Raw genomic sequence first — 25,030 nt, forward strand, 5'->3', positions numbered from 1 at the left:
ATGCCCGTCCCCGGAGCCGGCCTGGCCAAGGGCCTGGCCGTCACACTGCGCACGATGACGAAGAAGTCCGTCACCGACCGCTACCCCGACGTGCTGCCCGAACTGCCCCCGCGCAGCCGCGGGGTGATCGCGCTGTTCGAGGAGAACTGCACGGTGTGCATGCTCTGCGCCCGTGAGTGCCCCGACTGGTGCATCTACATCGACTCCCACAAGGAGACCGTCCCCGCCGCCACCCCCGGCGGGCGCGAGCGCAGCCGCAATGTGCTGGACCGCTTCGCGATCGACTTCTCGCTGTGCATGTACTGCGGCATCTGCATCGAGGTGTGCCCCTTCGACGCGCTGTTCTGGTCGCCGGAGTTCGAGTACGCCGAGACCGACATCCTCGACCTCACCCACGAGCGCGACAAGCTGCGCGAGTGGATGTGGACCGTGCCCGCGCCGCCCGCGCTCGACCCGGCCGCCGAGGAGCCCAAGGAAGTCGCCGCCGCCCACAAGGCCGCCGAGAAGGCCGCCGCCGAGCCGCCGGGGGAGGACGGGGCGTGAACGTCGTCCACCACAACGCCGCCGGCAGCGGGTTCCTCTCGCCCACCGGCGTGGAGATCACCTTCGTCCTGGTCGGCCTGGTGGTCCTGGGCGCCGCCCTGGTCACCGTCACCACCCGCCAACTCGTCCACGCCGCCCTGTGGCTGGTGGTCGCCCTCGGCGGCATCGCCGTGGAGTACCTGCTGCTGACCGCCGAGTTCATCGCCTGGGTGCAGGTGCTGATCTACGTCGGGTCGGTCGTGGTGCTGCTGCTGTTCGGCCTGATGCTCACCAAGGCGCCCATCGGCCGCTCGCCCGACGCCGACTCCGAGAACCGCTGGGTGGCCCTGGGCGTCGCGCTCGCCGCCGCCGGCACGCTGGTGTGGGTGGTCGCCGACGCCTTCCGCAGCACCTGGATCGACGTCCACCCCGCAAACGGCCCCGGTGCCACCGCGGTCACCGGCAGCAGCCTGTTCCGGTTCTGGGTGCTGCCCTTCGAGGCGCTCTCCGTCCTGCTGCTCGCCGCCCTGGTCGGCGCCATCGTCCTCTCCCGGCGCCGGCCGGAAGGCAGGGACCGCTGATGCACCTGATCTACCCCGCCGTCCTGGCCGTCCTGCTCTTCAGCATCGGCCTGTACGGCGTGCTCGCCCGGCGCAACGCGATCCTGGTGCTGATGTCGGTGGAGCTGATGCTCAACGCCGTCAACATCAACCTCGTCGCCTTCGACCGCTGGCTCGGCGACGGCCTGCACACCGGCCAGGCACTGACCCTGTTCACCATCACCATCGCCGCCGCGGAGATCGGGCTCGGACTCGCGATCGTGCTGCTCGTGTACCGCAACCGCGGCAGCTCGGACGTCGACCGCCTCACCGACCTCGCCGACCCCGGCCGCCCGCTGCCCGAGCAGCGCGCACCGGGCGGCACCGCGGCAGGCGACGAGAAGGCCGAGGCCACCGCGTGACCCTGACCGCCCTTGCCGCGCTCGTTCCCGCACTGCCCTTCCTGGGCGCGGCCGCCGGACTGCTGCTGGGCCGGCGCGCACCGGGCTTCGTACGGCCGCTGGCCGTCCTGCCCACCGCGACCTCCTTCGTGCTCGCCGCGATCGTGGCCGCCCGCCAGGGCACCGGCCCCGCCACCGACGCCGCCCACCGGCTCACCCCCACCGGCTCGGTGCCGATCGACATCGCGCTGCACCTGGACGGCTTCGCCGTGCTGATCGCGCTGCTGGTGGGCCTGGTCGCCACCTGCGTGCAGGTCTACTCGCTGTCCTACCTGCGCGACGACCCGCGCTACCCCTCCTACGCGGCGGTCGTCTCGCTGTTCACCGCAGCGATGCTGCTGGTCGTCTACACCGGCGACCTGATGGTGCTGCTGGTCGGCTGGGAGGTCATGGGCATCTGCTCGTACTTCCTGGTCGGGCACTACTGGGAGACCGAAGCCGCGCGGGCCGCCTCGATCAAGGCGTTCCTGGTCACCAAGCTCGGCGACGTGCCGTTCCTGATCGGCGTGTTCGCCCTCGCCGCCGACGCCGGCACCTTCCGGATCACCGGCATCCTGTCCACCGCCTCCGCCGGCGGCCTGCACCACCCCACCGTGATCGCGCTGCTGCTGCTGGCCGGGGTCGCCGGCAAGTCCGCGCAGTTCCCGCTGCACACCTGGCTGCCGGACGCGATGGCCGGCCCCACCCCGGTCTCCGCGCTGATCCACGCCGCCACCATGGTCGCCGCCGGCATCTATCTGGTGGCGCGGCTGCTGCCGGTGTTCACCGCCTCGGCCGCCGCACTGGCCGTGCTCGCCGCCATGGCCGCCGTCACGATGATCGGCTCGGGCCTGGCCGCCCTCGCCCAGGACGACATCAAGCGCGTGCTGGCCTACTCCACCATCGGCCAGCTCGGCTACATGGCCGGCGCGCTGGCCGTCGGCAACCGCGACGCCGCCGTCTTCCACCTCCTGTCCCACGGCGCCTTCAAGGCGCTGCTCTTCCTCGCCGCGGGCGTCGTCATCCACGCCGCGGGCACCAACTCGCTGACCGCCATGTCCCGCATGGGCAACCTCGCCAAGCGGGTGCCCGACGCCGCCTGGACGATGGGCCTGGCCCTGGCCGCCCTGGCCGCGGTGCCGCCGCTCTCCGGCTTCTTCTCCAAGGAGTCGGTGCTGCGCGCGGCCGAGCACGCCGCCCAGGGCGACACCGCGCACGTGCCGGCCGCGGTCGGCTGGACCGTCCTCGTCGCCGGCCTGGCCACCGCCGTCCTCACCGGCGCCTACGCGTCGCGGCTGTTCCTGCTGACTTTCCTCGGCAGCGGACCCGAGGCGCCCGACCACGGCAAGCAGCCGGTGCCGATGACCGCGGTGCTGTGGGTGCTGGCCATCCCGACCGTCGCCTTCGGCGGGCTCGCCTACCGGCGGCTGCCCGACTGGTTCGGCGGCGCCCCGCTCGGCCCCACCCTCACCACCGGCGTCCTCGGCACCGCCCTCGCCCTCGTCGGTGCCCTGGCCGCCTACAGCGCCTGGCGCGCGGTCGGCACAACCCGCGCCGCGGTGCCGCTGGGCGCCGTGGTGGAGAACGCCGACGCCGACGTGGAGCCCGCCCTGGTGGAAGCCGAGGCCATCGCCACCCACAAGGAGGTCTACGGCGACATCGCCGCCGCCGACGACCCGGGCGACCCCGGCCGCCTCCTGCTCGGCCCGCTGCACGGCGCCGCCGCCCACGGCTTCCGCCTCGACGCCGCCTACGGGGCCCTCTTCGTCCGCCCGGTGCTCGCCGCCACCTCCCTGGTCCGCTTCCTGGACCGGGAGGTCGTCGAGACCTGGGTGAAGGGGGCCGCCGGCGCGCCCAACCTGCTGGGCGCGGCCGTCCGCAAGGCGCAGACCGGAAACGTCCAGACCTACCTCGGCGCGCTGCTGGCCGGTGCGGTCGTCCTCGCCGTCCTCGTCGCCGTCGGAGGCTGACACCCCGTGAACGACACCGCACTGCAGTACCTCCTCGCGGCGGCCCTCGTGCTGCCGCTGCTCGGCGCGCTCGGCGCCCTGCTGCCGCCGCCCCCGGGCCTGCGCGGCCGCAGCCCCGAGCAGGCCGTGCTGCGGCACGGCGTGACCGTCACCGGCGCCGTCCTCGTCCTGACCGTGGTGCTCGCGGCGGGCTTCGACCGCGGCCACCCGGCCCGTATGCAGGCCACCACCGACCTGGACTGGATCCCGGCGCTGCGGATCCACCTGCACCTCGGCGTCGACGGCATCTCGCTGCCCCTGCTCGTGCTCACCGCGCTGCTCACCTTCCTGTGCGCGCTCTACTCCTACTTCCACCCGCCCGTGCCGCAGGACGGCCCGGCGCCGAGCCCCAAGGGCTTCGTCGCGCTGCTCCTGCTGCTGGAGGCCGGCACGCTCGCCACCTTCGCGGTGCTCGACCTGATGCTGTTCTTCCTGGCCTTCGAGACCGTGCTCATCCCGATGTACTTCCTCATCGCCCGCTGGGGCGGGGGGAACCGCGAGCGGTCCGCACTGCGCTTCATCGTCTACACCCTCCTCGGCTCCGTGGTCATGCTGCTCGGCCTGCTCCTGATCGGGATCAAAGCGGGCACATTCGACATGGTGGCACTCGCCACTGACAACGGGTCACACCTCAGTCACACCGTGCAGGTCACCGCGGTCCTCGCGATCGGCCTGGGCCTCGCCGTGAAGGCCCCGATGTGGCCCCTGCACAGCTGGCTGCCCGACGCGCACACCGCCGCCCCCACCGTCGGCTCGGTGCTGCTCGCCGGCGTCCTGCTGAAGATGGGCACCTACGGGCTGGTCCGCATCGCGCTGCCGATGGCCCCCGGCGGCATGCACACCTTCGCCCCCTACCTGGCCGCCTTCGCCGTCGTCGGCATCGTCTACGGCTCGCTCGCCTGCCTCTCGCTGGCCCTGCGCGGCAACGGTGGCGACCTCAAACGGCTCATCGCCTACTCCTCGGTCGGCCACATGGGCTTCGTGCTCCTCGGCATCGCCTCCCTGACCCGCACCGGCGTCAACGGCGCCCTGTTCGCCAACATCGCCCACGGCCTCATCACCGGCCTGCTCTTCTTCCTCGTCGGCGCCCTGAAGGACCGCTACGGCTCCAGCGACCTCGACCACCTCGCCGGCCGCACCGGAGCCGCGCTCTACGGCCGCGCGCCACGGCTGGGCGGCCTCGTCGCCCTGGGCGCCGTCGCCTCCCTCGGCCTGCCCGGCCTGGCCGGCTTCTGGGGCGAGATGCTCGCCATGTTCGGCGCCTTCGAGCCCGGCGCGGGCCTGAGCCGCCCCGCCTACGTCACCTTCACCGCCGTCGCCGCCTTCGGCACCCTGCTCACCGCCGCCTATCTGCTCACGGTGGTCCGCAGGGTCTGCATGGGCGACCGCGACACCGCCACCGCCCAGCCCGCCCTCGCCGACATCCGCGGCTACGAGTTCGCCGCCTGGACGCCGCTGGCCGCCCTCACCGTGCTCGCCGGGCTCTGGCCCGCCGCCCTCCTCGGCCTCACCGACCCGGCCGTACGCTCCCTGTTCGGAGGCAGCTGATGACCGGCCCCGGCGCCGTCGCGCTCGCAGCGCCCCAGCTCACCCAGTCCGTCGACTGGACCGCGCTCGCGCCCGCGGTGATCCCCGCCGCGCTCGCCGTGGTGGTGCTGGTCGCCGACCTGTTCCTGCCGCCGCGCCGCAAACAGGTCCTCACCTGGATCACCGTCGCGGGCCTCGCCCTCGCGCTGCTGTCCCTGATCCCGCTGCGGGCCGGCCGGCACGCGACCTTCTGCCTCGCCCACGCCGCCGGCTGCTCCTACACCGCCGACCGCTTCACCCTGGTGCTCCAGGTCCTGGTCCTCGGCGGGGCGCTGCTCACCGCGCTGCTGTCCGCGCACGCCGTGGAGGAGCTGCCGGCCGGCGAGTTCTGGTTCCTGCTGCTCTCCTCGGCCTGCGGCGCCGCCCTGCTGCCCGCCTCCCGAGACCTGATCACCCTGATCGTCGCCCTGGAGGTCACCACGCTGCCGTCCTTCGCGCTGGTGGGCCTGCGCAGGGGCGACCGGATGTCCAGCGAGGCGGCCCTGAAGTTCTTCCTCACCTCGGTGACGGCCACCGCCGTCTCGCTGCTCGGCATCAGCTTCGTCTACGCCGCCACCGGGTCACTGCACATGGACACCGTGGCCGCCCACCTCGGCAGCGAGCCCGGGCAGCTGCACACCCTCGCCAAGGCCGGCGCGGCCCTCACCCTGGTGGGCTTCGCCTTCAAGCTGGCGGTCGCGCCCTTCCACTTCTGGGTGCCCGACACCTATGCAGGCGCCCCCCTTCCCGTCGCCGCCTATCTGTCGGTCGTCGGCAAGGCGGCCGGCTTCTCCGGGCTGATCCTGCTCACCGCCCTGGCCTTCCACCCCTACGCCTCCACCTGGGGCCCGGCGATGGGCGTGCTGGCCGCGCTCACCATGAGCGTCGGCAACGTCGGCGCCCTGCGGCAGCGCCCGGACGCCGAGCGCGGCGCCGTACGGCTGCTCGCCTGGTCGTCCATCGGGCAGGCCGGATACCTGCTGGTGCCCTTGGCGGCGGAGTCCGCGCACCGGGCGCCCGGGCGGCACGTCGGCACCACCGTCGCCTACGCGCTCATGTACGCCGTGGTGAACCTGGGCGCCTTCGCGGTCGCCGCCCTGGTGTCGCGCACCGCGCCGCAAGGGCGGCTGACCGACTACCGCGGCCTGTACGCCAGGCGGCCGGCCGCCGCCCTCGCCCTCGCCTTCTTCCTGCTCTGCCTGGCCGGGCTCCCGCCGGGCGTGATCGGGCTGTTCGCCAAGGTGGCCGTCTTCTCCACCGCGGTGGACGCCCAGCACGGCTGGCTGGCGGTGATCATGGCCGTCAACGTCGTGATCGCGCTCGTGTACTACCTGCGGTGGACGGCGCTGCTGTTCGGGCGGCCGGAGGGGGCGGCCGAGGGTGCTGTCCCTGGTGCTCGGGCGGATGCCCTCCCCGGTGCTCGCCCTGGTGCTCAGGCCGACGCCTCGGGTGCTCGGTCCGGTGCCCTGGGTGCTCAGGCCGGCACCTCTGGTGCTCAGGTCGGCGCCTTGGCGGAGCCCGCGTCCCTTGCGGCCGACGGCGCCGCGGTTGCGGTCCGTACTCCCTTCGGGCTAACCGCCGCGATCGCGCTGGCCGCGGTCGGCGGCCTCGTGCTCTCCGGCGCGCCGCAGATCGTGCTGCGGTACGCGCAAGGGGTGCTGCTGTGACGCGCGGGCCGGTCGCGCAGCGTGCGCACAAGGGAACTAACGGCGCCTGAGTCGCGTTGAGCAGGGCAGGAGGTTTTCCTGATGGGGGAGGTCCCCCCGACGCATACCTTGGAGGGCGCACCGTGCACCGCCGGCACAACGGGTTGAAGACCGCCGTACTTCTCGGCGGCCTGTCCGCACTCATCCTGGCCATCGGCAGCTTCTTCGGCCGGACCGGGCTCATCGTGGCGCTCGTCATCGCCCTGGGCACGAATGCGTACGCCTACTGGAACAGCGACAAGCTCGCCCTGCGCGCGATGCGGGCCCGCCCCGTGAGCGAGTTCGAGGCGCCCGCGATCTACCGGATCGTGCGCGAGCTGTCCACGTCGGCCCGGCAGCCGATGCCGCGGCTGTACATATCGCCCACCGAGGCGCCCAACGCCTTTGCCACCGGGCGCAACCCGCGCAACGCGGCGGTATGCTGCACAGAGGGCATCTTGCGCATTCTGGACGAGCGCGAGCTGCGCGGCGTCCTCGGGCACGAGCTCAGCCACGTCTACAACCGGGACATCCTGATCTCCTCGGTGGCGGGCGCGCTCGCCTCCGTCATCGTCTTCCTGGCGAACTTCGCCTGGCTGATCCCCATCGGCCGCTCCGACGACGACGAGGGCCCCGGCATCGTGGGCATCCTGTTGCTCTCGCTGCTCGGCCCGCTGGCCGCCTCGGTGATCCAGCTGGCGATCTCCCGCTCGCGCGAGTACGAGGCCGACGCCTCCGGGGCCCGCCTCACCGGTGACCCGCTGGCGCTCGCCTCCGCCCTCCACAAGCTCGACGCCGGGACGAAGCAGCGCCCGCTCGCCCCCGAACCGCGGCTGGAGACCACCAGCCACCTGATGATCGCCAGCCCGTTCCGCCCGGGCGACGCGTCCAAGCTCTTCTCGACCCACCCCCCCATGGCCGAGCGCATCAAGCGCCTGGAAGAGATGGCAGGTCGATAGCGTGAAGACGATCCTCAACCTCATCTGGCTGGTGCTGTGCGGTCTGTGGTTGTGCCTGGGCTACCTGGTGGCCGGTCTCGTTCTGTGCATCACCATCATCGGCATCCCGTTCGGCGTCGCCGCCTTCCGGATCGGCGTCTACGCGCTGTGGCCCTTCGGCTACCACGCGGTCGACCGGCCGGACGCCGGCGCGGGCTCCCTGGTCGGGAACGTGCTGTGGCTGCTGCTGGCCGGCTGGTGGCTTGCCCTGGGCCACATCGTCACGGGCGTGCTGCTGTGCCTGACGATCATCGGCATCCCGTTCGGCATCGCGAACTTCAAGCTGATCCCGCTGTCGCTGATGCCGCTGGGCAAGGAGATCGTGCCGACGGACGAGCCGTTCGGGTACCGCTGAGGCGGGTGCGCGCCGGGGTTGGTCCGCGGGGGGTGGCCCTTGGCTCGTCCGGTGCCGATCGTTGGCTGCTCTGGGGGACGGCCGTTGGCTGGTCCGGGGCTGACCCCGCGCTGATCCTCTGCCGATCCGGAGCTGGCCCCTTCGCTCTTTCGGGGCTGATCCTGCGCTGACTCCCGGCTGATCCGGAAAGGCCGCGTCTGAACGCACCGCGGTCCGGGGCCGTACGCTCCCTGCGGAGCCATCCTCAAGGAGACGTGATGAGTCTGACCGTCGGCGACAAGGCACCGGACTTCACCCTGCCCGACCAGTCGGGAGCGCCTGTGACGCTCAGCGACCGGCTCGGCGAGAAGGTCGTGGTCCTCTACTTCTACCCCAAGGACAACACCTCGGGCTGCACGGCCGAGGCGTGCAGCTTCCGGGACAGCTACGAGAGCTTCACCGACGCAGGGGCGGAGGTGATCGGGATCAGCTCGGACTCGGTGGAGTCGCACGAGAAGTTCGCCGGGCGGCACGAGCTGCCGTTCACGCTGCTCTCCGACCGCGGCCGCGCGGTCCGCAAGCAGTACCGTGCGACCACTCTGGGCGTCGTCCCGGGCCGGATCACCTTCGTCATCGACCGCGAGGGCGTCATCCGCCACACCTTCTCGTCCCTGATGAACATCGGCCCGCACGTGGACGAGGCCCTGGCGGTGGTCAAGCAGCTCCAGAACGAGCCTGGGACCGCGCCTGGGACGGCGCCTGGAACTGCGCCCGAAATTGCTCCCGAAACTGCGCCTGGGACGGCCTCTGGGACCGCGCCGACCCCGGCCGAGTAGTCCCGCGGGCCGCGCGCACGGGAGCGGTGCCGCGGGGCCGCATCCACGACCCCGCACCGCCCCCGTACGTGCCCGAGCGCACCGGACGCCGGCTCAGCGGTAGTTGACGAACTGGATCGCGAAGTCCAGGTCCTTGCCCTTCAGGAGGGCCTGGACGGCCTGCAGGTCGTCGCGGCTCTTGGAGCTGACGCGCAGTTCGTCGCCCTGGACCTGGGCCTTGACGCCCTTGGGGCCCTCGTCACGGATGATCTTCGCGACCTTCTTGGCGTTCTCCTGCGAGATGCCCTCCTCGATGGAGGCGAAGATCTTGTACTCCTTCCCCGAGAGCTGGGGCTCGCCGGCGTCCAGCGCCTTCAGCGAGATGCCGCGCTTGACGAGCTTGGTCTCGAAGACGTCGAGGATCGCCTTCACCCGCTCCTCGGAGTTCGCCTCCATGAGGATCTTCTCGCCCGACCACGCGATCGAGGCACCGACGTTCTTGAAGTCGTAGCGCTGCGAGATCTCCTTGGCGGCCTGGTTGAGGGCGTTGTCGACCTCCTGCCGCTCGACCTTCGAGACGATGTCGAAACTGGAGTCGGCCATCTTCAGTTGGCTCCTTGACTGTGTACGTGCGCGCCCGGCGTTCTCCACCCCGGCCGCATTCGGTCCCGGCCGACCCCACCCGGGCCCGCCACCGCCCCACCCTAGGCCCTGTCGTGTGGATCTCCGCGGCGTCCCGGTGTCCGGCCCGCGCATCTGCTGCGTTGTCGTCGGTCGACGACGCCCCCTGGCCTTCGGCCGGGAGGTGCCCCCTCCGCGTCGCCTCCCTCCTCCGCCTTGCACCTGCACGCACCGGACACCGCTCCTTCACCCACGGAGATCCACACGACAGGGCCTCGCCCTGCCCACGACCCGTGCGGCCGGGTACCACCGGGTACCACATGGTGTCCGGGGTGCGGCCCCGCGACCGTCCGCGCGGGGGCGGAGCCCCTGGCACAGGGGTGCGCGGTTCGTGCGCAGCTCGTGCGAAGGGAGCATGCGCGCGGCTCGTGTGACGGTGGGCCGCGTATGGCCCGGCATGTGCCCCCGACGCGCTTCGAACCCCTGATCAATCCGGTGGCGAACCACCCCCGCGGATCGGGTATCGTTTACCCCGTCGCCACGACCCCGGCCCCACCGCGGACCGCCCGTGACGACATCCCATGGCGGTATGCCCGAGTGGCCAATGGGAGCGGACTGTAAATCCGTCGGCTTAGCCTACCGTGGTTCGAATCCACGTGCCGCCACACCCTTGAGGGGCCTGTGCTCAGCAGAAATGCTGGGCACAGGCCCCTCAGTCGTTTCAGGTGTTCGGATGGTCGAAAAGCGGCTTAGGTCCCCCCTGTCTCGCCTCGAATTACCTACTGACCAGCGCGTGTAGGACATACGTGGGGCGGTCCTGCTCTGTTGGGGCAGGCTTTTCACACGGACCGAGGGTGCCGCCACCCGCGCCAGCCGGGGGCGTAGACGCCTTCGCGGATGAAGCGGTCCCGGAGATCGGGGACGCCGCCCTCCATAAGGATGAGCTCCTGCTCCAAGGCGTGACCCGACTCGGCCAGCACGTCGCTGTTGGCTTCGGCGGCATCGAGGAACGCCTGGCCCCGGCTAGTCCCCAGCTGTTCGTCCAGGTGAAGTAGAGCGGCGAGTGCTTCGGCCCGGTCGTGGCCGTCGTCCCTGTCCGCGTTGGGAGGCGTTCGCAGATAGACCTCCAGCAGCATGGCGTCCCGATCCGTGCCGAGGCGCGCCAACGCGAGTCCGTACCCGGTCATGGCGAGTGGACCGCCTGGAAGCTGTGCCAGCCGGCTGCGAACGTCGGAGCGGCGGCCTGCCGCGATGAGCCAGAACGCGGTCTGTCTCTCGCGCCAGCCGAGATCCAGAAGATCTTCCAAGTCCTCCGGGGCGATCCGGCGTGCGTCGCGGCGCAGACGCCACAAGAACATCCGTTGCCGCGATCGGGGGAGGGCAAGCGCCAGGCCGGTGAACACGTATCCGTAGCGCCCCCCAGGCTTCACGTACTTGCGTGTGATCCGCAGCTCGCGTCTTTCCTGCGGATCCCTGGTGAACAGCTCCAGTACGATGTCCGACACGAAGTGGCCGTGACGTCTGACGATTCTCCACACAGGCGCAGACTCGCATGGCCTTGTTGCCTTCGGTACCCACTCCGAGAGGCCTATCGCCAGCGGTCCACAGCGATTCACGATGGGGCCGGTTGGAGTCGAGACCGCCCCTGACCCTGGGCGTTCTGTCCACAATCTCCCCGGACAGAACATGTTCCTGGACCCCGGGACACGGGAGACGCATGTGGACTGGAACGCGGCGGCGGCGGACGCGGTCGCCAACTTCCGGGCCCGGATCGGAGTCGGGCGGGACACCCCCGAGCTGACCGAGCTCATCGGCGAACTCTCGCTGTACAGCCAGGAGTTCCGGGAGCTGTGGGCCCGCCACGACGTCCGCACCACCACGGCGGGCGCGAAGAGCTTCCGGCACCCGGAGCTGGGCGGGATCCGCCTCCGCTTCCACGCGATGCCGCTGGAGGACGGCCAGGTGCTCACCGTCCTCCACGCGCGGCCCGGCTCTCCGGACGAGCAGTCCCTGGCCCTGCTCGCCACGATGGCCGCGACCCGGCGCCGCAGTCGTTGAGGCCCTCGTGGGGCCGGTCGCCCTGTCCCGCCACGTGCCGCTCTGCCCCGCCCCCTGCCGGCCTCTGTGGACGAGACGTGGACGGGACTCCGTCCGGCAATGTCCGCGCGCGCCGCGCTCGCGGCGGCAACACATGCCCCCAAGGGGCGGCATCATCCCGCCGGTCAGGTGCGGACGTGCTGGCGCAGGAAGAGTGCGGCCCGGTCGAGGGCCTCGCCGGCCTCGTCGAGTACGTGGGTGAAGGACTGGAACACGTGCGGCACCTGCGCGGTGATGTCGAGGATGACGTCGACCTCCGCGTCGGCGGCGCGCTGGGCGAGCCGGCGGGCGTCGTCCAGGAGCATCTCGTTCGTGCTCACCTGCACCAGTAGGGGCGGCAGGCCGGTGAGGTCGGCGGTCACCGCCGGGCTGAGCAGGGGGTCGCGGCGGTCCTGGCCCACGACATAGAGGCTGCTCAGGCGGTCGAGTGCCGCCCGGTCGAGCAGGGGATCCGCGTCCGCTTTGGTCGTCATGCTCCGGCCGGTCCGCGTCGCGTCCAGGCCCGGCGAGAACGCGACGATCGCCGCCGGCGCGGGGAGCCCGGCGTCGCGCGCGGCGAGTGCGCCGCTGATCGTCAGTCCGCCACCGGCCGAGTCCCCGGCGAAGGCGACGGACTCGGGCGCGTACCCCTGGTCGAGGAGGTCCCGGTAGGCGGCGACCACATCCTGGACGTCGGCCGGGAACGGGTGCTCCGGCGCCAGCCGGTAGTCCAGGGAGATGCTGGGCAGGCCGGTCCTGATCACCAGGCCCGCGGTGAGGCCGAGCGCCGTGCGGGGCGAGCCGACCACATGCGATCCGCCGTGCAGGTAGAGCAGGATTGCGGGGGCGGCAGGGCCGGCGGTGGTGTCCGGGCTGACGCGCAGCGCGGGGCGTCCGCCCAGTACGGTCTCGTCCACGCGGACGCCCTCCGGCACCGGCATCGAACTCATCAGCTTCGCGAAGCTCTCGCGGATCTCGTCGACGGATGGCTCCGAATCGGCACCGACAACGGCACCGGCGTCACGCAACTGCGCGTCGAGGCGGGCACGCTGGATAGTGGACATCACTTTCCTTCCGCTCCAGGGTAGCTGCCGCTACAGTACATGCCATGGCAGGTAATGCAAGGGAAGGTTCTGCGGATCTCGACGCGGTCTTCACCGACCTGGTCCGGGTGGAGACGCGGCTCTACAACGCCGTCGGCGAGCGGCTGAAAGCGGCGACGGGCATCGGAGCCGGCCGTTTCGAGTTGCTGCGCTACGTCCGCGACCACCCGGACGCCCGCGTCGCCGACCTCGCCTCCGCGTTCGCCATCGGCGTCGGAGCGACCAGCAAGATCGTCGACCGCCAGGAGAAGGAGGGCTGGATGGTGCGCCGCCCGAATCCGGCGAACCGGCGCTCTTCCCTGCTCGCGCTGACCCCCGCGGGCGAGGCGGTCGTGTCGCGGGCCGAGTCGGTCTGGCGGGCGGCGATCCAGGAGGTCCTCGGCGGGGCCGTCGCCCCCGATCAGCTGACCGCTCTGGCGCTGATACTCGGCGCCCTGCGCTCGGACCTGGAACGACGCGGTCTGGGGCTCCCGACCGGATGAGGCGGGCCCGCCCACTGTGAAGCGGACGCCGATCCGGTCGCCGCCCGGCCCCGCCCGCGACGGACCCCCCTACGCCTCCTCGCCCGGCTTCCCCTCTTCCTCCGGAGCCTTCGCCACCGCGTCCAGCGCCGCGCGCAAGTACGGGACCAGCGTCTCCGTTGAAGGGGAGTTCAGGGCCGTGTGGCCCAGCAGCATGCGGTCCAGGAGGACGCCCGCGCAGATCGCGATCAGGAGGGAGGCCCGGCCTGTTGCCTCGGCGCCGGGGAGTGCGTCGGCCAGGCGCCGCTGGTAGTTGCGCTCGATGCTCTCGCGCATCACGGCCGCCGCGCGGGGGTTGGCCGCCGAGCGCAGGGTGAGCAGGAGACCGTCGGAGGCCGCCTTGTCCATGCCCAGCAGCAGCGCCCGCGCCGCCTCCTCGTTCAGCTCCGGCGTCATCAGCAGGGACTTCTCGTAGGCGATGTCCACCACCTCCGCGAACAGCCCCTCCTTGGAGCCGAAGTAACGGCTGATCAGCCGCGTGTCCACGCCCGCCGCGCCGGCGATCTCGCGCACGCCCGCCCCGTCGTAGCCGCGCTCGGTGAACGCCTCCCGGGCGGCGCGCAGGATCGCCGCGCGGGTGGCCGCCGCATCCCGCTTCCGGGCACCGGCAGGCGCCTGCGTGCGAGCGGAGCCGGCTGCGGCGGGCGCGTCCTCAGTCATGCCCCCAGGGTACGAGCCGCGGAAGCCGCCACTTGCATGTCCACCACTGTGGACATACGCTGAAGTCCACCAGCGTGGACATCCTGCCGCGCCCCCTCCGCCGAGACGAAACGGTCCCGTATCGCATGTCTGCCCCGATCCCCACCCTCCCCCGCCGCACCCTCGGCGGCCTGACCGTCGGCGCCGTCGGCTACGGAGCCATGAGCTTCGGCCGCCCCTACGGCCAGGACGCAGCCCACGCCGGCGACGAGAGCGCCGACGCCCTCATCGGCCGCGCCATCGAGCTCGGCGTCACCCTCATCGACACCGCCGACATCTACGCCGACAGCGAGGAGATCCTCGGCAAGGCCATCGCCGGCCGCCGCGACGCACTCGCCCTGGCCACCAAGTTCGGCATCGTCCGCGCGATCAACGCCGACGGCCCGCCGGTCATCAACGGCCGCCCCGAGTACGTCCGCGAGCGCATCGAGCGCTCCCTGGCCCGGCTCGGCACCGACCACGTCGACCTCTACTACCAGCACCGCGTCGACCCCGAGGTGCCGATCGAGGAGACCGTCGGCGCCATGGCCGAGCTGGTCACGGAGGGCAAGGTGCTGCACCTGGGCCTCAGCGAGGCCGCGCCCGACACCATCCGCCGCGCCCACGCCGTCCACCCGATCAGCGCGGTGCAGACCGAGTGGTCGCTGTGGTCGCGCGACATCGAGGCCGAGGTCTTCCCGCTCTGCCGCGAGCTCGGCATCGGCGTCGTGCCCTACAGCCCGCTCGGCCGCGGCATGCTCACCGGCAGCATCACCTCACGCGAGGACCTGCCGGAGAACGACTACCGCCGCCACATGCCGCGCTTCGCCCAGGAGGCGTTCGACGCCAACCTCGCCGCCGTGCGGACCGTCCGCGAGATCGCCGCCGCGCACGGGGCCGCCCCCGGCCAGGTGGCTCTGGCCTGGCTGCTCGCCAAGGCGCCCGATGTCGTGCCGATCCCGGGCACCTTGCACGTCTCGCGCCTGGAGGAGAACAGCGGCGCCGCCCACCTCGCCCTCACCGAGCCGGAGATCGCCCGCCTCGACGCCCTGCCCGTCAGCGGCGAGCGCGAGAGCGAGCTGGGCCACAACTGGTCCTACGGCGTCACCCCGCCGAAGCGCTGACCGCCGCCGGCAGCAGGCGGGTGCCTCGCCGAAGTGCTGACCGCCGCCTGCAGCAGACGGGCCGCCCCGGCAGCAGGCGGGTGAGCGGGGGCGCACCTTCCGGCCGGGCGCCCGCAGTTGCCGGCACGATGGCGCGGGCCCGGTTCCACGTCCCGTACGTGTCCCGTGCGGGGCGGCTCCAACTCCCGCCGCCCACGCGGACTTCACGCGCCGCCGCTCAACCCCCGCACCGCCTCGCCGATCTCCGTGTCCCCCGATACCAGCTCCAGCGTCAGCCCCGCCGTCCCGGGCACCGTCAGCAGCTCGGCCAGCACCGCGGCCACATCGTCGCGCGGCACCGAGCCCCTGCCGGTGGACGGGGCGAGGCGCACCCGGCCGGTGCCCGGCTCGTCGGTGAGGGCGCCGGGCCGCAGCACCGTCCAGTCCAGGTCCGCGCGGGAGCGCACCGCGTCGTCCGCCAGGCCCTTCGCCCGCAGGTAGGCGGTGAAGACGGGGTCCGAACCGGCCGCCTGGGCGTCGGCGCCCATCGAGGAGACGATCACGTAGCGCCGCACCCCCGCCCGCTCGGCCGCGTCCGCGAGCAGCACGGCGGCCTGGTGGTCGACGGTCTGCTTGCGCGCGGTGCCCGAGCCCGGACCTGCGCCGGCCGCGAACACGGCCGCGTCGGCGCCCTCGAGCACCGCCGCCACCTGCTCCACCGTCGCCGACTCCAGGTCGAGGACGACCGGTTCGGCGCCGGCGGCCCGCAGGTCGTCGGCCTGGGCGGGATTACGGATCAGCCCCACCGCGCTGTCCCCGCGCCCGGCGAGCAACCGCTCCAGCCGCAGCGCGATCTTTCCGTGTCCTCCGGCGATCACCGTACGCATGACGACGAACCTACGCCCTGCGGTGCGACCGCCGTGGGAGGCCGGGGACCGCGTCGCGCGGACCTCGGCTCGCGGGACCCCGCACGGCGCCGGTCCGCGGGACTGTCCGGCAAGCGTCGGACGACGACCCTGCTGTGCGCCCGCGAGAGCGCTCCGGCCGGGTTCTCCCCACGCACGGCGGGCGATCGTCCGAGGGAATCTCCGCACCTCGGCGGTCCCCCCGAGAGTCCCGCAGCTTGCGGGTGGTCCAGTCCCGGCGGTTCGCGCCGCTCGGGGGCGGGGCCGGCCCCCGCGGACGGCCGGGCCCGGAGCCGCACGGGGGCGTGCGGACTCCGGGCCCGGTTGCGGGGGAGGGTGTAGGGCTCATGCCCCGGGTACGTCAGCGGGCCGAGGGCCCGGCTGCTTCCCGGAGGACCGAGGGCCCGGCTGCCTCAGGACCCCGAGGCGTTCTGCGCCGCCTTCTGCACGTACGTGTCCGTGTAGGTCTTCGCCAGGTCGATCTTGTGGCCCTTGATCGCCGGGTCGACCGCGTTCAGCACCCGCAGCACGGTCTGCGGGGCGTCGGTGGGCATCTGGCCGGTCGGGTTGTACATGCCCATCTCGTTGGCCAGCGCCTGGGTGTACTGGTCCTTGCCGGAGCCGGAGTAGAAGTCGGCCGGGACCTGCGCGGTGATCTGCGCCGCGGAGTGCGACTCGATCCACTGCAGCGCCTCGTAGATCGCGTTGACCATCTTCTGCACGGTGGCCTGGTGGCCCGCGGCCCACGAGGACTTCACCGTCAGCGCGGTGCCCGGGTAGGGGCCGCCGAGCGCGGCCTTGGTGCCGGCGGCGGTGCGCATGTCGGCGATGATCGTGCCCTGGTGCTTCTTCAGCATGGTCGAGATCGTCGGCTCGGTGGTGACGCCCGCGTCCACCCGGTTGTGCTGGAACGCCGCCACGAAGGTGGGTCCCGCGGCGACCGCCACCAGGTGGGTGTCGGTGACCGCGATGTTGTTGTGCACCGCCAGGTAGGTGCCGATGGTGGCACTGGCCGAACCCAGGGACGTCACACCGACGTTCTTGCCCTTCAGGTCCGCCGGGGACTTGATCGACGGCTCGTTCGCGCGCGCCATCTCGACCATGCCGGGCGCCTGGAGCAGCTGCACGACCGCCTGGGTGTCCTGGCCCTTTGCCTGCAGGTCGAGGTTGTGGTCGTAGAAGCCGATCATCCCCTGCGCCTGGCCCTTGAGGAGGGCGTCGGAGACCTGGGGGGTGCCCTGGAGGTTGGCGATCTTGACCTTCAGTCCCTGCTTGGTGAAGAAGCCCAGCCGGTCGGCGAGGATCAGCGGGAGGTAGCTCTGGTTCGCCTGGTTCGACAGGGCGATCGTCACCGTCTGCACGGAACCCGCGCTCGCGGCGTCACTGGCGTCCGACTTGCTGTCGGAGCAAGCGGTCAGGCTGCCCGTCGCCACGACGGCGGTCGCGGCGGCGAGAACGATCTTCTTTTGCCACATGAGCTGTGTATTCTCCTCGGGACGGGGGGCGTCGTCGGCCTTCTTCGGCCGCTCGGCGTACCGCGGTGCGGTGCGGTGCGATGGGGATGAGACGGGCGGTTCGTCGCCGGTGGGGTCGGGGCCACGGCGATCAGACCGTCGTGCCGGACGACTTCTGCGGGCGCGGCTGCCAGCGCAGCAGCCGCTTCTCCAGGAGGGTGATCAGTCCCTCCGCGGCCAGTGCGAAGACCGCCGTGATGACCAGGCCCGCGTAGACGCCGTTGGGGTCGAAGTTCGCCTGTGCCTGGAAGATGAGCAGTCCGAGGCCCTGCTGGGCCCCGAGCAGTTCGCCGACGATCGCGCCGGTGATGGCGAAGCCGAAGGCGACGTGCAGGCTGGTGGTGATCCAGCTCAGCGCGGAGGGGACCACCACGTGCAGGGTCACCCGGGTGTTGCCGGCGCCGAGGATGCGGGCGTTGGCCAGGAGGTTGCGGTCCACCTCGCGGGCGCCCTGGAACGCGTTGAAGAACACGCCGAAGAAGACGAGCACCGCCGCCAGGGTGACCTTCGAGCTGATGCCGAGGCCGAACCAGATCGAGAACACCGAGCCGAGCAGGATGCGCGGGATCGAGTTCAGCGTCTTGATGAACGGGGCGAGGACGTCGGAGAGGAAGCGCAGCCGGCCCAGCACGATGCCGAGGACGACGCCGAGCACCACGCCGACGGCGAAGCCCAGCAGGGTCTCCTGGAGCGTCACCCACACCTGGTCCCACAACGGGCCCTGCGAGGTGCCGTGCCGTATCCAGTCCCACAGCTTGGAGCAGATGCCGGAGGGCTTGCCGGTGTAGAACTCGTCGACGGCGCCGGTGGACGCCATCACCTGCCACAGGCCGATGAAGATGGCGAGCAGGGCGACCCGGACGGCGTTGACCAGGACGCGGCGCCTGATCCGCTGCCGGCGGACCTGCGCGGCCCGGGCGGCCCGCGGGTCGTTTCCGGGGGAGGCCTCCTGCGTGTCCGGGGCGGCGTCGCCGGGCGCCGCCGGGGCGGTCTCGGCCGCAGCCGGCGTCCCGGCCGGGGCGGTCGGGGTGGTCGAAGAGTCGGTCGTCATACGCTCATGCCTCTTCCGGCCGGGTCAGTCTCTGGTCTTTGCCGTGGCGGCCTCGGGCGTCACAGCCTCGGGCGTCACGGACACGGTGCGGCGGTACGCGAGTTGGACCTCGTCGCGCAGGGACTCCCAGATCCGTTCGTGGAGCTTGACGAACTCGGCGGTGTGCCGGATCTCGCGCGGGTTCCTGGGCCGTGGCAGGTCGATGTCGAACGACTCCTTCACGGTGGCCGGCCCCGCGGTCAGCACGACAACCTTGTCAGCGAGCGAGATCGCCTCCTCCAGGTCGTGGGTGACGAACACGACCGAGGGGCGGGTCACGTCCCACAGGGAGAGGAGCTCGTCGGACATGATCTGGCGGGTCTGCACGTCCAGGCCGGAGAAGGGCTCGTCCATCAGCAGCACCCGCGGCCGGTTGATCATCGTCTGGGCGAGCGCCACCCGCTTGCGCATGCCGCCGGACAACTGGTGCGGGTGGTACCGCTCGAACCCGGTCAGGCCCACCCGGCCCAGCCAGTCGGCCGCCTCGGCGAGCGCTTCCTTGCGGGGCGTGCCGCGAAAGCGCGGCCCGGCCGCGACATTGGCGATGACGGTCTTCCAGGGGAACACCGCGTCCGCCTGGAAGACGAAGCCGACGTCCTTGGTGAGGCCGTCGACCAGCTGCCCGTCAACCAGCACTTCGCCGGTGTCCGGGCGTTCCATGCCGCTGATCAAGGACAGCGTGGTCGACTTGCCGCAGCCGGTCGGGCCCACGACGGCGGTGAACTCGCCGGCTTCGACGGAGAAGTTGATGTCGCGCAGAACGTCATGATTTCCGCCCTGCGGAGTGGTGAAGGATTTTGTCACGTCGCGTAGGGCGATAGGTGGCGTCGTCGCTTGCCGCGTTGTGACCGGCGCATTGCTGTGCCCATGGTGGGATTCGCTTGTCACGCGACGGAGGCTGCCAGAACCTGCCGCGCAGCACCAACCTCTTCGAACAAGGGTCCCTTGACTTAAGCGCCCCGGTCGTGCGGCGCGTGCGCCGGTTCGTGCGCCGGTCGGACACCCGGCCTGTCGCCGGTTGTCCCGAGAAATCGCCGAAAGCGTGCTTCTTTCTGACTTCGGGGGGCACTTGACAGAGGGTTAGACGCCGATCGGTTTCAGCGGTAGCTTCTGCCGATGACGTTGCGCTATCCCGACTCACTCTCAGCGACTCGGCTTCCCGACCGGCTTGCCCTGCGCATGCTCGTCGAGACGTTCCAGCCCGACCTGATGGACCGTCTGGTGGACGACGCGGAGCGGCGGGAGCGCCGTCGGCGGCTGCTTCCTGCGCAGCTCATGATGTATTTCGTGCTGTCGATGTGGCTCTTCGGCACATCCTCCTACGAGGAGGTGCTGGCGAAACTGACCGGCGGGCTGCCGGAGATGTTCCAGCCGGCCGAGGACGTGGCCACCGCGGCGGCGATCACCCGGGCCCGGATGCGGCTGGGCGCCGAGCCGCTCAAGGCGCTGTGGGGCCATGTCGCCGCGTCCGCGGCCCGCCGCGAACAGCCCCCGGGCGGGCGGGTGTTCATCTACGAGAGCGTCGCGATGGAGGTGCCGGACACCGCCGCGAACCGGGCGGCGTACGCCCCGGACGGCGGGGAGCCGCACGAGGGGGCGCGGCGCACCCTGGACGTCTGGCTGTCCTCGCTCACCGACTCCCGGCTGCGGGTCGCCCCGGTCGCCGACATCGCGCCCGACCGCGCGAGCGGCGTCGAGGGCATTGTCGCGCAGTGGCCGCGCGACGCCTTCACCGCGCCGGCACTGGTGGTCGGTGACGGGCAGCCGATCTCCGGGGCGCTGTGGTCGAAGCTGGCCGAGGCGGGCGCCGATCAGATATGGCGGGCGGACGCCCGAGTGCGTGCCGCCCACCCGCTGCCGGCCGAGCGCGAACTGCCCGACGGCTCCTACCTGTCGACACTTCACCTCGCCGGTCCGGCCGGCCACCCGGCGCGCGGGACCGCCGTCCGGGTGGTGCCGTACGCCGCGGCGGCCGCGGCCACCACCGCCTCCCACCCGGCCGCCCCCCGGGCCCCGGCCCCTGCCGCGCTGCTGGTCACGTCGTTCCTGGACCCCGCCCTCCCCGCGGAGGAGATCACCGCGCGCTTCGAACAGGCGGTACTGGCCTCGGCGGACGGTGTCGGGCATTTCGTCGGACGGGTCGCCGGGCCGCGGGCGGTGCTGCGATCCAAAAGCCCGGAACTCGTTCACCAGGAGATATACGCGATGCTGTGCACCTACCACTCGGTAGGACATCTGGTAGCTCCCGTCCATTTCGGCGCACGGATATCACGCGTCGCTGCTCGCGGGCTGTGACCGGTGGACGGACGGGCGGATCTCCTTAAGTCAGTGAGGCAATCCTTTGCCCTCGCGGGCGCGCGTGTGCTGCAATTAGGGCCCCCGGCGAAGGCGCCGAACGCGAGCGGAACGCAAGGGGCGCAAGGGGAAGCAGGAGCCGTCAGAGCGGAGATGTCGCCCGCGGCCCGGTGTGAGCCCTTCTGTGCCGAAACCGGGATTTCGTCGTGGAACCGAATGACCACAGGCGTCGTCGCGTCACGCAGCGGCGTTATTGAAGCTTAAGGGCTCAGTTGAATGGAAGACCAGCGGTCCCGCGCAGTCGAACGTCCGATGACGTGCGGAAATCCCCTTCTGCGCCACCGGGTGGACGGAGCGGCGGCATGACGGGGGAGGAGGGGCCGACGACGCAGCCGCGCAGATCCGGTTCCCCCGCGCGGCGGGCGACCGCCCTGATCCGCGGACTCCCCGTGGCGCTGCGGGCCAGGAGCAAGGTGAGCGACTGGCGGCTGCGCAACCGCATGCTGCTCCTCGTCCTGGTCCCGCTGGTCGCGATCATCCCGCTGGGTGGCGTGCGCGTGGTGTCCGAGGTCGGCAGCCTCCACAACGCCTCGCACATCCAGGGGCAGACGCAGATCGCCCAGCAGATCTCCACGCTGGTCAGCGCGCTGGACGACGAGCGGGACCGCACCGAGGTCGCGCTCACCGGCTCCGGGGTGTCCGGCGACAAGCAGCTGGCGGCGGCCCGGCGGGCCACCGACGCGCAAGTGGCCGGGTTCGGCGCGATCCTGCGCAAGAACCAGGGAAGTGTCGACACCTTGCCGACCGCCGTGCAGCAGCTCGGCGCCCGCGCCGAGGCCCGGCTCGGCGACCTGACCCCGCTGCGCGCCTCGGCGGAGGGCCTGGCGCCCGGCGCCGGCACCCCGACCTTCAGCGCGTACACCACGATCGTGGACGACCTGCTGGACTTCAGCGACCAGCTCGGCGCGGTCAGCTCCGACCACACGCTCATCAGCCTCGTCGCCACGCTGTCCTCTATCCAGCAGATCGAGCAGCAGACCTCCAGCGAGCGCGGCTTCATCACCGACGCGCTGGACCGCGGCGACTTCACGCTGGAGCTGAAGGAGAACATCGAGCAGGCGCAGTTCGAGACGGCGAACGACACGCTGGCCACCAACGCGCCCACCTCGCTGCTGAACCTGTACCAATCGACCGTCAGCGGCGACAAGGTCGGCGCCGCGGACGGCACCGTCCAGGCGGTCGCCACCGCCGCGCAGGAGGGCACCCCGGTCGCCGGCCTCGGCATCACCAAGGCCACGGCCTTCCAGCAGCTGACGGACAAGCTCGACACGGTCCGCGTGGTCAAGCGGCAGGCCGTGGCGGACATGAACGACCGCGCCTCCCACCTGCTGTCGTCCGTGCGGACCCAGCTGTACGAGAACCTGACCATCATCCTCGTCGTGGTCGCGCTGTCGTTGCTCGGCGCCGTGGTGCTGGCCCGGTCCGTCGTCCGGCCGCTGCGCCAGCTGCGGGTCTCCGCGCTGGACGTCGCCGACAACCGGCTGCCGGACGCGGTGCGCCGCCTGCGCGACGTCCAGCCGTCGGACGACGACGAGCCGGTGCGCGTCGAGCCGATCGAGGTGCAGACACGGGACGAGGTCGGCCAAGTGGCGCGCGCCTTCGACCGGGTGCACTTCGAGGCGGTGCGCCTGGCCACCGAGCAGGCCCGGATGCGCAACAACGTCAACGCGATCTTCACCAACCTGTCCCGGCGCAGTGAGAGCCTGGTGCTGCGGCAACTCCAGCTCATCGACGACCTGGAGAACAGCGAGCAGAACCCCAGTCAGCTGGCCAGCCTCTTCCAGCTCGACCACCTCGCCACCCGCATGCGCCGCAACAACGAGAACCTGCTGGTGCTCGCGGGCGAGGAGCAGAGCCGCCGGTGGAACCAGCCGGTGTCGCTGTTCGACGTGGTGCGCGCGGCCACCGCCGAGGTCGAGCAGTACGAGCGGGTGGTGCTCTACGAGCTGCCCGACATCGCCGTGGCCGGCCACGCCGCCACCGACGTGGTGCACCTGGTGGCCGAACTCGTGGAGAACGCCACCTCGTTCTCCGGGCCCGAGACGCAGGTCCTGGTGGGCGCCAAGATGCTCACCTCCGGCGAGGTCGTGCTCGACATCGCGGACGCCGGCATCGGCATCCGCCCCGAGGAACTGGACCGCATCAACCGCCGGTTCGCCGAGCCGCCCGTGCTCGACGTGGCGACCTCCCGCCGCATGGGCCTGTTCGTGGTCGGCCGGCTGGCCGCCAAGTACGGCATCCAGGTGCGGCTGACGAGCACCGGCCGCCGCACCGGCCTGAACGCGCTGGTGCGTCTCCCGATGAGCCTGCTGCTGCCGGCGAGCGAGCTGGAGCTGGCCGGCGCCCCGGTCTTCGACCAGTCGGCACTGCGGCCCGGCCCGTACGACACCGGTGAACTCGCCGCCGTGGGCGGCGGTTACCCGGCCGGGCGGAGCAGCGACCCGCGGTTCGACGGGGCGTACGGCTCGTCGGCGCAGGCCGGGCACGGCTACCAGGAGACGTCCGGAGGACGCCACTCCGCCCCGTCCGACGGCGGTTTCCCCTGGTTCCACGAGGAGCAGGAGGGCCAGGGGCCCGGCACCGCGGACTTCTCCTGGTTCACACCGGGACCGGAGGACGCGGAGGACGCCGCCTACGGAGCCGGGTCCGGACCGTACGGCCAGTCCCCGCCGGCCGCGCCGCCCGCCGCGCCCGCGCGTCCCGCGCCCGGCCGGCACGCGTACCCGGACCAGCAGGCCATGCAGCCAATGCAGCAGCCAATGCAGCAGCCAATGCAGCAGCCGATGCAGCAGCCGATGCAGCCGCAGCCCCCGTACCAGCAGCCGCCCTCGCAGCAACGGCCGGCCCGCCCGCAGGCGCAGCAGCAGCCCCAGCAGCTGCCCCAGCACCGGTCCCAGCCGCAGGAACTGCCGCGACGGGTGCCGCTGGAGCAGCGCTCGCCCGACGCGCAGCCGCGCCGCGCCGCGCCGCCGCCGAGCACCCCGCCGCTCGGGCCGCGCGCGGCGGGCCAGATGAGGGACCGGCTGTCGAGCTTCCACCAGGGCGTCATGCGGGGCAAGGACGGCACCGACCGCGACGGGCGGGGCCGCCCGCCGGGCGGGTCGGGTCCGCTATGAGGAGGCCGACGTCTCCCCAGCCCTCGCCCCGGGCGCGTGCGACCGCTACGTTCGCAGCGTCTTCCCCCGCAGCGCCCTGGTCCGCGGCGCTGCCGGAGGTCGTCCTCAGCAGCATAGGAAGCAGCTACAGCCATGAGCTATCTGAGCAGCGCAGCGCAGAACCTGAACTGGCTCATCGCCAACTTCGTGAAGCAGGTGCCGGGAGTCGCGCACGCGGTGGTCGTCTCCTCCGACGGCGTCCAGCTGCTGGCGTCGGCCGCCATGCCGAAGGACCGCGGCGACCAACTCGCCGCGATGGCCTCGGGCCTGGCGAGCCTGACGCAAGGAGCCGCGACGCTCTTCGAGGCCGGGACGGTCACTCAGACCATCGTGGACATGCAGAACGGTTTCCTCTTCCTGACCTCGATCAGCGACGGCTCGGTGCTGGCGGTGCTCGCGGCGCCGGGCTGCGACATGAAGGTCGTGGGTTACGAGATGACCCTGCTGGTCGAACGGGCCGGCGACGCCTTGACCCCGGCCGTGCGCAAGGAACTGCAGAAGGCGCTGGCAGACTGACGACCGGTGTGGCCGGCCGTCCGCGATCCATCCGGAAGGACGTGCGTACGTGAGTGCAGACCGCAGGCGCGACTCGCCGTTCGTACGTCCGTACGCCGTCACACGCGGCAGGACCACGGCGCGCACCGACTTCGCGATGGAGGCGCTGGTCGGCACGACCATGCTCGCCTGGGAGCGCGGGGTGAGGCTGTTCCCCGAGCAGTTGGCGATCTGCCGGCTGTGCGTCAACCTCACCTCGATAGCCGAGATATCCGCGCTGCTGAACATCCCGCTCCAGGTCACCCGCGTCCTCGTGGGTGACCTGGCCGAGAACAACTACGTCAACGTCCAGCAGCCCGCCTACACCGGTGGCCGGCCGGACGTCACGCTGCTGGAGCGGGTGCTCACCGGGCTGCGCGGTCTCTGAGCCGCGCGGCCGCGGGCCGGACGGATCTCCGCCCCGCTCCGAGCCCTTCGCACCGCGGGCCCGGGACCTGTTCCGACGA

At 71.9% G+C, this 25,030-nt stretch carries 24 protein-coding genes and 1 tRNA gene; 17 read left to right on the forward strand and 8 right to left on the reverse strand.

From position 1 onward, the window contains the following. The 9 genes from BLR33_RS20540 to BLR33_RS20580 all read left to right on the forward strand — a co-directional run bounded on the left by BLR33_RS20540 (window position 1) and on the right by BLR33_RS20580 (window position 8,929). A complete protein-coding gene (locus BLR33_RS20540; protein ID WP_093786021.1) occupies window positions 1-543 on the forward strand; it encodes a NuoI/complex I 23 kDa subunit family protein in 543 nt (180 codons plus the stop codon). Then, entirely contained in the window at window positions 540-1,103 is a 564-nt protein-coding gene (locus tag BLR33_RS20545) for an NADH-quinone oxidoreductase subunit J family protein (RefSeq protein WP_093786022.1), read from the forward strand. Before BLR33_RS20540 ends, BLR33_RS20545 begins: the two co-directional genes overlap by 4 nt. Next, window positions 1,103-1,483 carry an NADH-quinone oxidoreductase subunit NuoK gene (gene nuoK / locus BLR33_RS20550; RefSeq protein WP_093786023.1) on the forward strand — a complete coding sequence of 127 codons (381 nt, stop codon included), beginning with the start codon at window positions 1,103-1,105 and terminating at the stop codon, window positions 1,481-1,483. The genes BLR33_RS20545 and nuoK overlap by 1 nt, the downstream gene beginning before the upstream one ends. Then, on the forward strand, window positions 1,480-3,471 hold the full coding sequence (locus BLR33_RS20555; protein ID WP_093786024.1) for an NADH-quinone oxidoreductase subunit 5 family protein: 1,992 nt from the start codon (window positions 1,480-1,482) through the stop codon (window positions 3,469-3,471). Before nuoK ends, BLR33_RS20555 begins: the two co-directional genes overlap by 4 nt. Before the next feature lie 21 nt (window positions 3,472-3,492). Then, a complete protein-coding gene (locus BLR33_RS20560; protein ID WP_176930370.1) occupies window positions 3,493-5,058 on the forward strand; it encodes a complex I subunit 4 family protein in 1,566 nt (521 codons plus the stop codon). Then, on the forward strand, window positions 5,058-6,743 hold the full coding sequence (locus tag BLR33_RS20565; RefSeq protein ID WP_093786026.1) for an NADH-quinone oxidoreductase subunit N: 1,686 nt from the start codon (window positions 5,058-5,060) through the stop codon (window positions 6,741-6,743). The genes BLR33_RS20560 and BLR33_RS20565 overlap by 1 nt, the downstream gene beginning before the upstream one ends. A 122-nt stretch (window positions 6,744-6,865) precedes the next feature. Next, complete coding sequence (gene htpX, locus BLR33_RS20570; protein WP_093786027.1) at window positions 6,866-7,720, forward strand: zinc metalloprotease HtpX; 855 nt, start codon at window positions 6,866-6,868, stop codon at window positions 7,718-7,720. A gap of 1 nt (window position 7,721) precedes the next feature. Further along, complete coding sequence (locus BLR33_RS20575) at window positions 7,722-8,114, forward strand: YccF domain-containing protein (RefSeq protein WP_093786028.1); 393 nt, start codon at window positions 7,722-7,724, stop codon at window positions 8,112-8,114. Between the two features lie 257 nt (window positions 8,115-8,371). Beyond that, window positions 8,372-8,929: a peroxiredoxin gene (locus tag BLR33_RS20580; protein WP_093786029.1), complete on the forward strand. Its 558-nt coding sequence runs from the start codon at window positions 8,372-8,374 to the stop codon at window positions 8,927-8,929. A gap of 93 nt (window positions 8,930-9,022) precedes the next feature. Here the strand turns inward: BLR33_RS20580 and BLR33_RS20585 are convergent, their stop codons facing one another. Next, the gene (locus BLR33_RS20585) at window positions 9,023-9,511 is read right to left on the reverse strand and encodes a YajQ family cyclic di-GMP-binding protein (RefSeq protein ID WP_093786030.1); all 489 of its coding nucleotides are present in this window, start codon (window positions 9,509-9,511) and stop codon (window positions 9,023-9,025) included. Window positions 9,512-10,112: 601 nt separating this feature from the next. Between BLR33_RS20585 and BLR33_RS20590 the strand changes: the two genes are divergently transcribed. Beyond that, a tRNA-Tyr gene (locus BLR33_RS20590) sits at window positions 10,113-10,194 on the forward strand. Between the two features lie 174 nt (window positions 10,195-10,368). Here BLR33_RS20590 and BLR33_RS20595 read toward each other — a convergent pair. Continuing rightward, complete coding sequence (locus BLR33_RS20595; RefSeq protein ID WP_093786031.1) at window positions 10,369-11,034, reverse strand: DUF6000 family protein; 666 nt, start codon at window positions 11,032-11,034, stop codon at window positions 10,369-10,371. Window positions 11,035-11,215: 181 nt separating this feature from the next. Between BLR33_RS20595 and BLR33_RS20600 the strand changes: the two genes are divergently transcribed. Continuing rightward, window positions 11,216-11,587, forward strand: coding sequence for an MmyB family transcriptional regulator (locus BLR33_RS20600; protein ID WP_143031723.1), 372 nt, complete (start codon window positions 11,216-11,218; stop codon window positions 11,585-11,587). Window positions 11,588-11,751: 164 nt separating this feature from the next. On the opposite strand, the gene BLR33_RS20605 is transcribed toward BLR33_RS20600, so the two are convergent. Then, complete coding sequence (locus tag BLR33_RS20605; protein WP_093786033.1) at window positions 11,752-12,669, reverse strand: alpha/beta hydrolase; 918 nt, start codon at window positions 12,667-12,669, stop codon at window positions 11,752-11,754. Window positions 12,670-12,713: 44 nt separating this feature from the next. Between BLR33_RS20605 and BLR33_RS20610 the strand changes: the two genes are divergently transcribed. Further along, window positions 12,714-13,190, forward strand: a complete 477-nt coding sequence (locus BLR33_RS20610; protein WP_093786034.1) for a MarR family winged helix-turn-helix transcriptional regulator — start codon at window positions 12,714-12,716, stop codon at window positions 13,188-13,190. Window positions 13,191-13,259: 69 nt separating this feature from the next. Here the strand turns inward: BLR33_RS20610 and BLR33_RS20615 are convergent, their stop codons facing one another. Continuing rightward, entirely contained in the window at window positions 13,260-13,889 is a 630-nt protein-coding gene (locus BLR33_RS20615; protein ID WP_093786035.1) for a TetR/AcrR family transcriptional regulator, read from the reverse strand. Window positions 13,890-14,014: 125 nt separating this feature from the next. Here BLR33_RS20615 and BLR33_RS20620 point away from each other — a divergent pair, with 125 nt between their 5' ends. Next, window positions 14,015-15,031: an aldo/keto reductase gene (locus BLR33_RS20620; RefSeq protein WP_093786036.1), complete on the forward strand. Its 1,017-nt coding sequence runs from the start codon at window positions 14,015-14,017 to the stop codon at window positions 15,029-15,031. Between the two features lie 203 nt (window positions 15,032-15,234). Here BLR33_RS20620 and BLR33_RS20625 read toward each other — a convergent pair whose 3' ends face one another. From BLR33_RS20625 to BLR33_RS20640, 4 genes are all read right to left on the reverse strand, one after another. Then, a complete protein-coding gene (locus BLR33_RS20625) occupies window positions 15,235-15,897 on the reverse strand; it encodes an SDR family oxidoreductase (RefSeq protein ID WP_093786037.1) in 663 nt (220 codons plus the stop codon). A gap of 431 nt (window positions 15,898-16,328) precedes the next feature. Next, complete coding sequence (locus BLR33_RS20630; RefSeq protein ID WP_093786038.1) at window positions 16,329-17,390, reverse strand: ABC transporter substrate-binding protein; 1,062 nt, start codon at window positions 17,388-17,390, stop codon at window positions 16,329-16,331. 130 nt (window positions 17,391-17,520) lie between these two features. Beyond that, window positions 17,521-18,480: an ABC transporter permease gene (locus tag BLR33_RS20635; RefSeq protein WP_093786039.1), complete on the reverse strand. Its 960-nt coding sequence runs from the start codon at window positions 18,478-18,480 to the stop codon at window positions 17,521-17,523. 24 nt (window positions 18,481-18,504) lie between these two features. After that, complete coding sequence (locus tag BLR33_RS20640) at window positions 18,505-19,323, reverse strand: ABC transporter ATP-binding protein (protein ID WP_245771546.1); 819 nt, start codon at window positions 19,321-19,323, stop codon at window positions 18,505-18,507. A gap of 375 nt (window positions 19,324-19,698) precedes the next feature. On the opposite strand from BLR33_RS20640, the gene BLR33_RS20645 reads away from it, so the two are divergent. From BLR33_RS20645 to BLR33_RS20660, 4 genes are all read left to right on the forward strand, one after another. Further along, the gene (locus BLR33_RS20645) at window positions 19,699-20,814 is read left to right on the forward strand and encodes a transposase domain-containing protein (RefSeq protein WP_176930357.1); all 1,116 of its coding nucleotides are present in this window, start codon (window positions 19,699-19,701) and stop codon (window positions 20,812-20,814) included. Between the two features lie 362 nt (window positions 20,815-21,176). Then, entirely contained in the window at window positions 21,177-23,990 is a 2,814-nt protein-coding gene (locus BLR33_RS20650; RefSeq protein WP_093786042.1) for a sensor histidine kinase, read from the forward strand. A 132-nt stretch (window positions 23,991-24,122) separates the two neighbouring features. After that, window positions 24,123-24,545, forward strand: a complete 423-nt coding sequence (locus BLR33_RS20655; RefSeq protein ID WP_093786043.1) for a roadblock/LC7 domain-containing protein — start codon at window positions 24,123-24,125, stop codon at window positions 24,543-24,545. A 49-nt stretch (window positions 24,546-24,594) separates the two neighbouring features. Further along, on the forward strand, window positions 24,595-24,951 hold the full coding sequence (locus BLR33_RS20660; RefSeq protein WP_176930359.1) for a DUF742 domain-containing protein: 357 nt from the start codon (window positions 24,595-24,597) through the stop codon (window positions 24,949-24,951). Window positions 24,952-25,030: the final 79 nt, after the last annotated feature.

It is taken from the genome of Actinacidiphila guanduensis (assembly GCF_900103985.1).
Taxonomy (GTDB): domain Bacteria; phylum Actinomycetota; class Actinomycetes; order Streptomycetales; family Streptomycetaceae; genus Actinacidiphila; species Actinacidiphila guanduensis.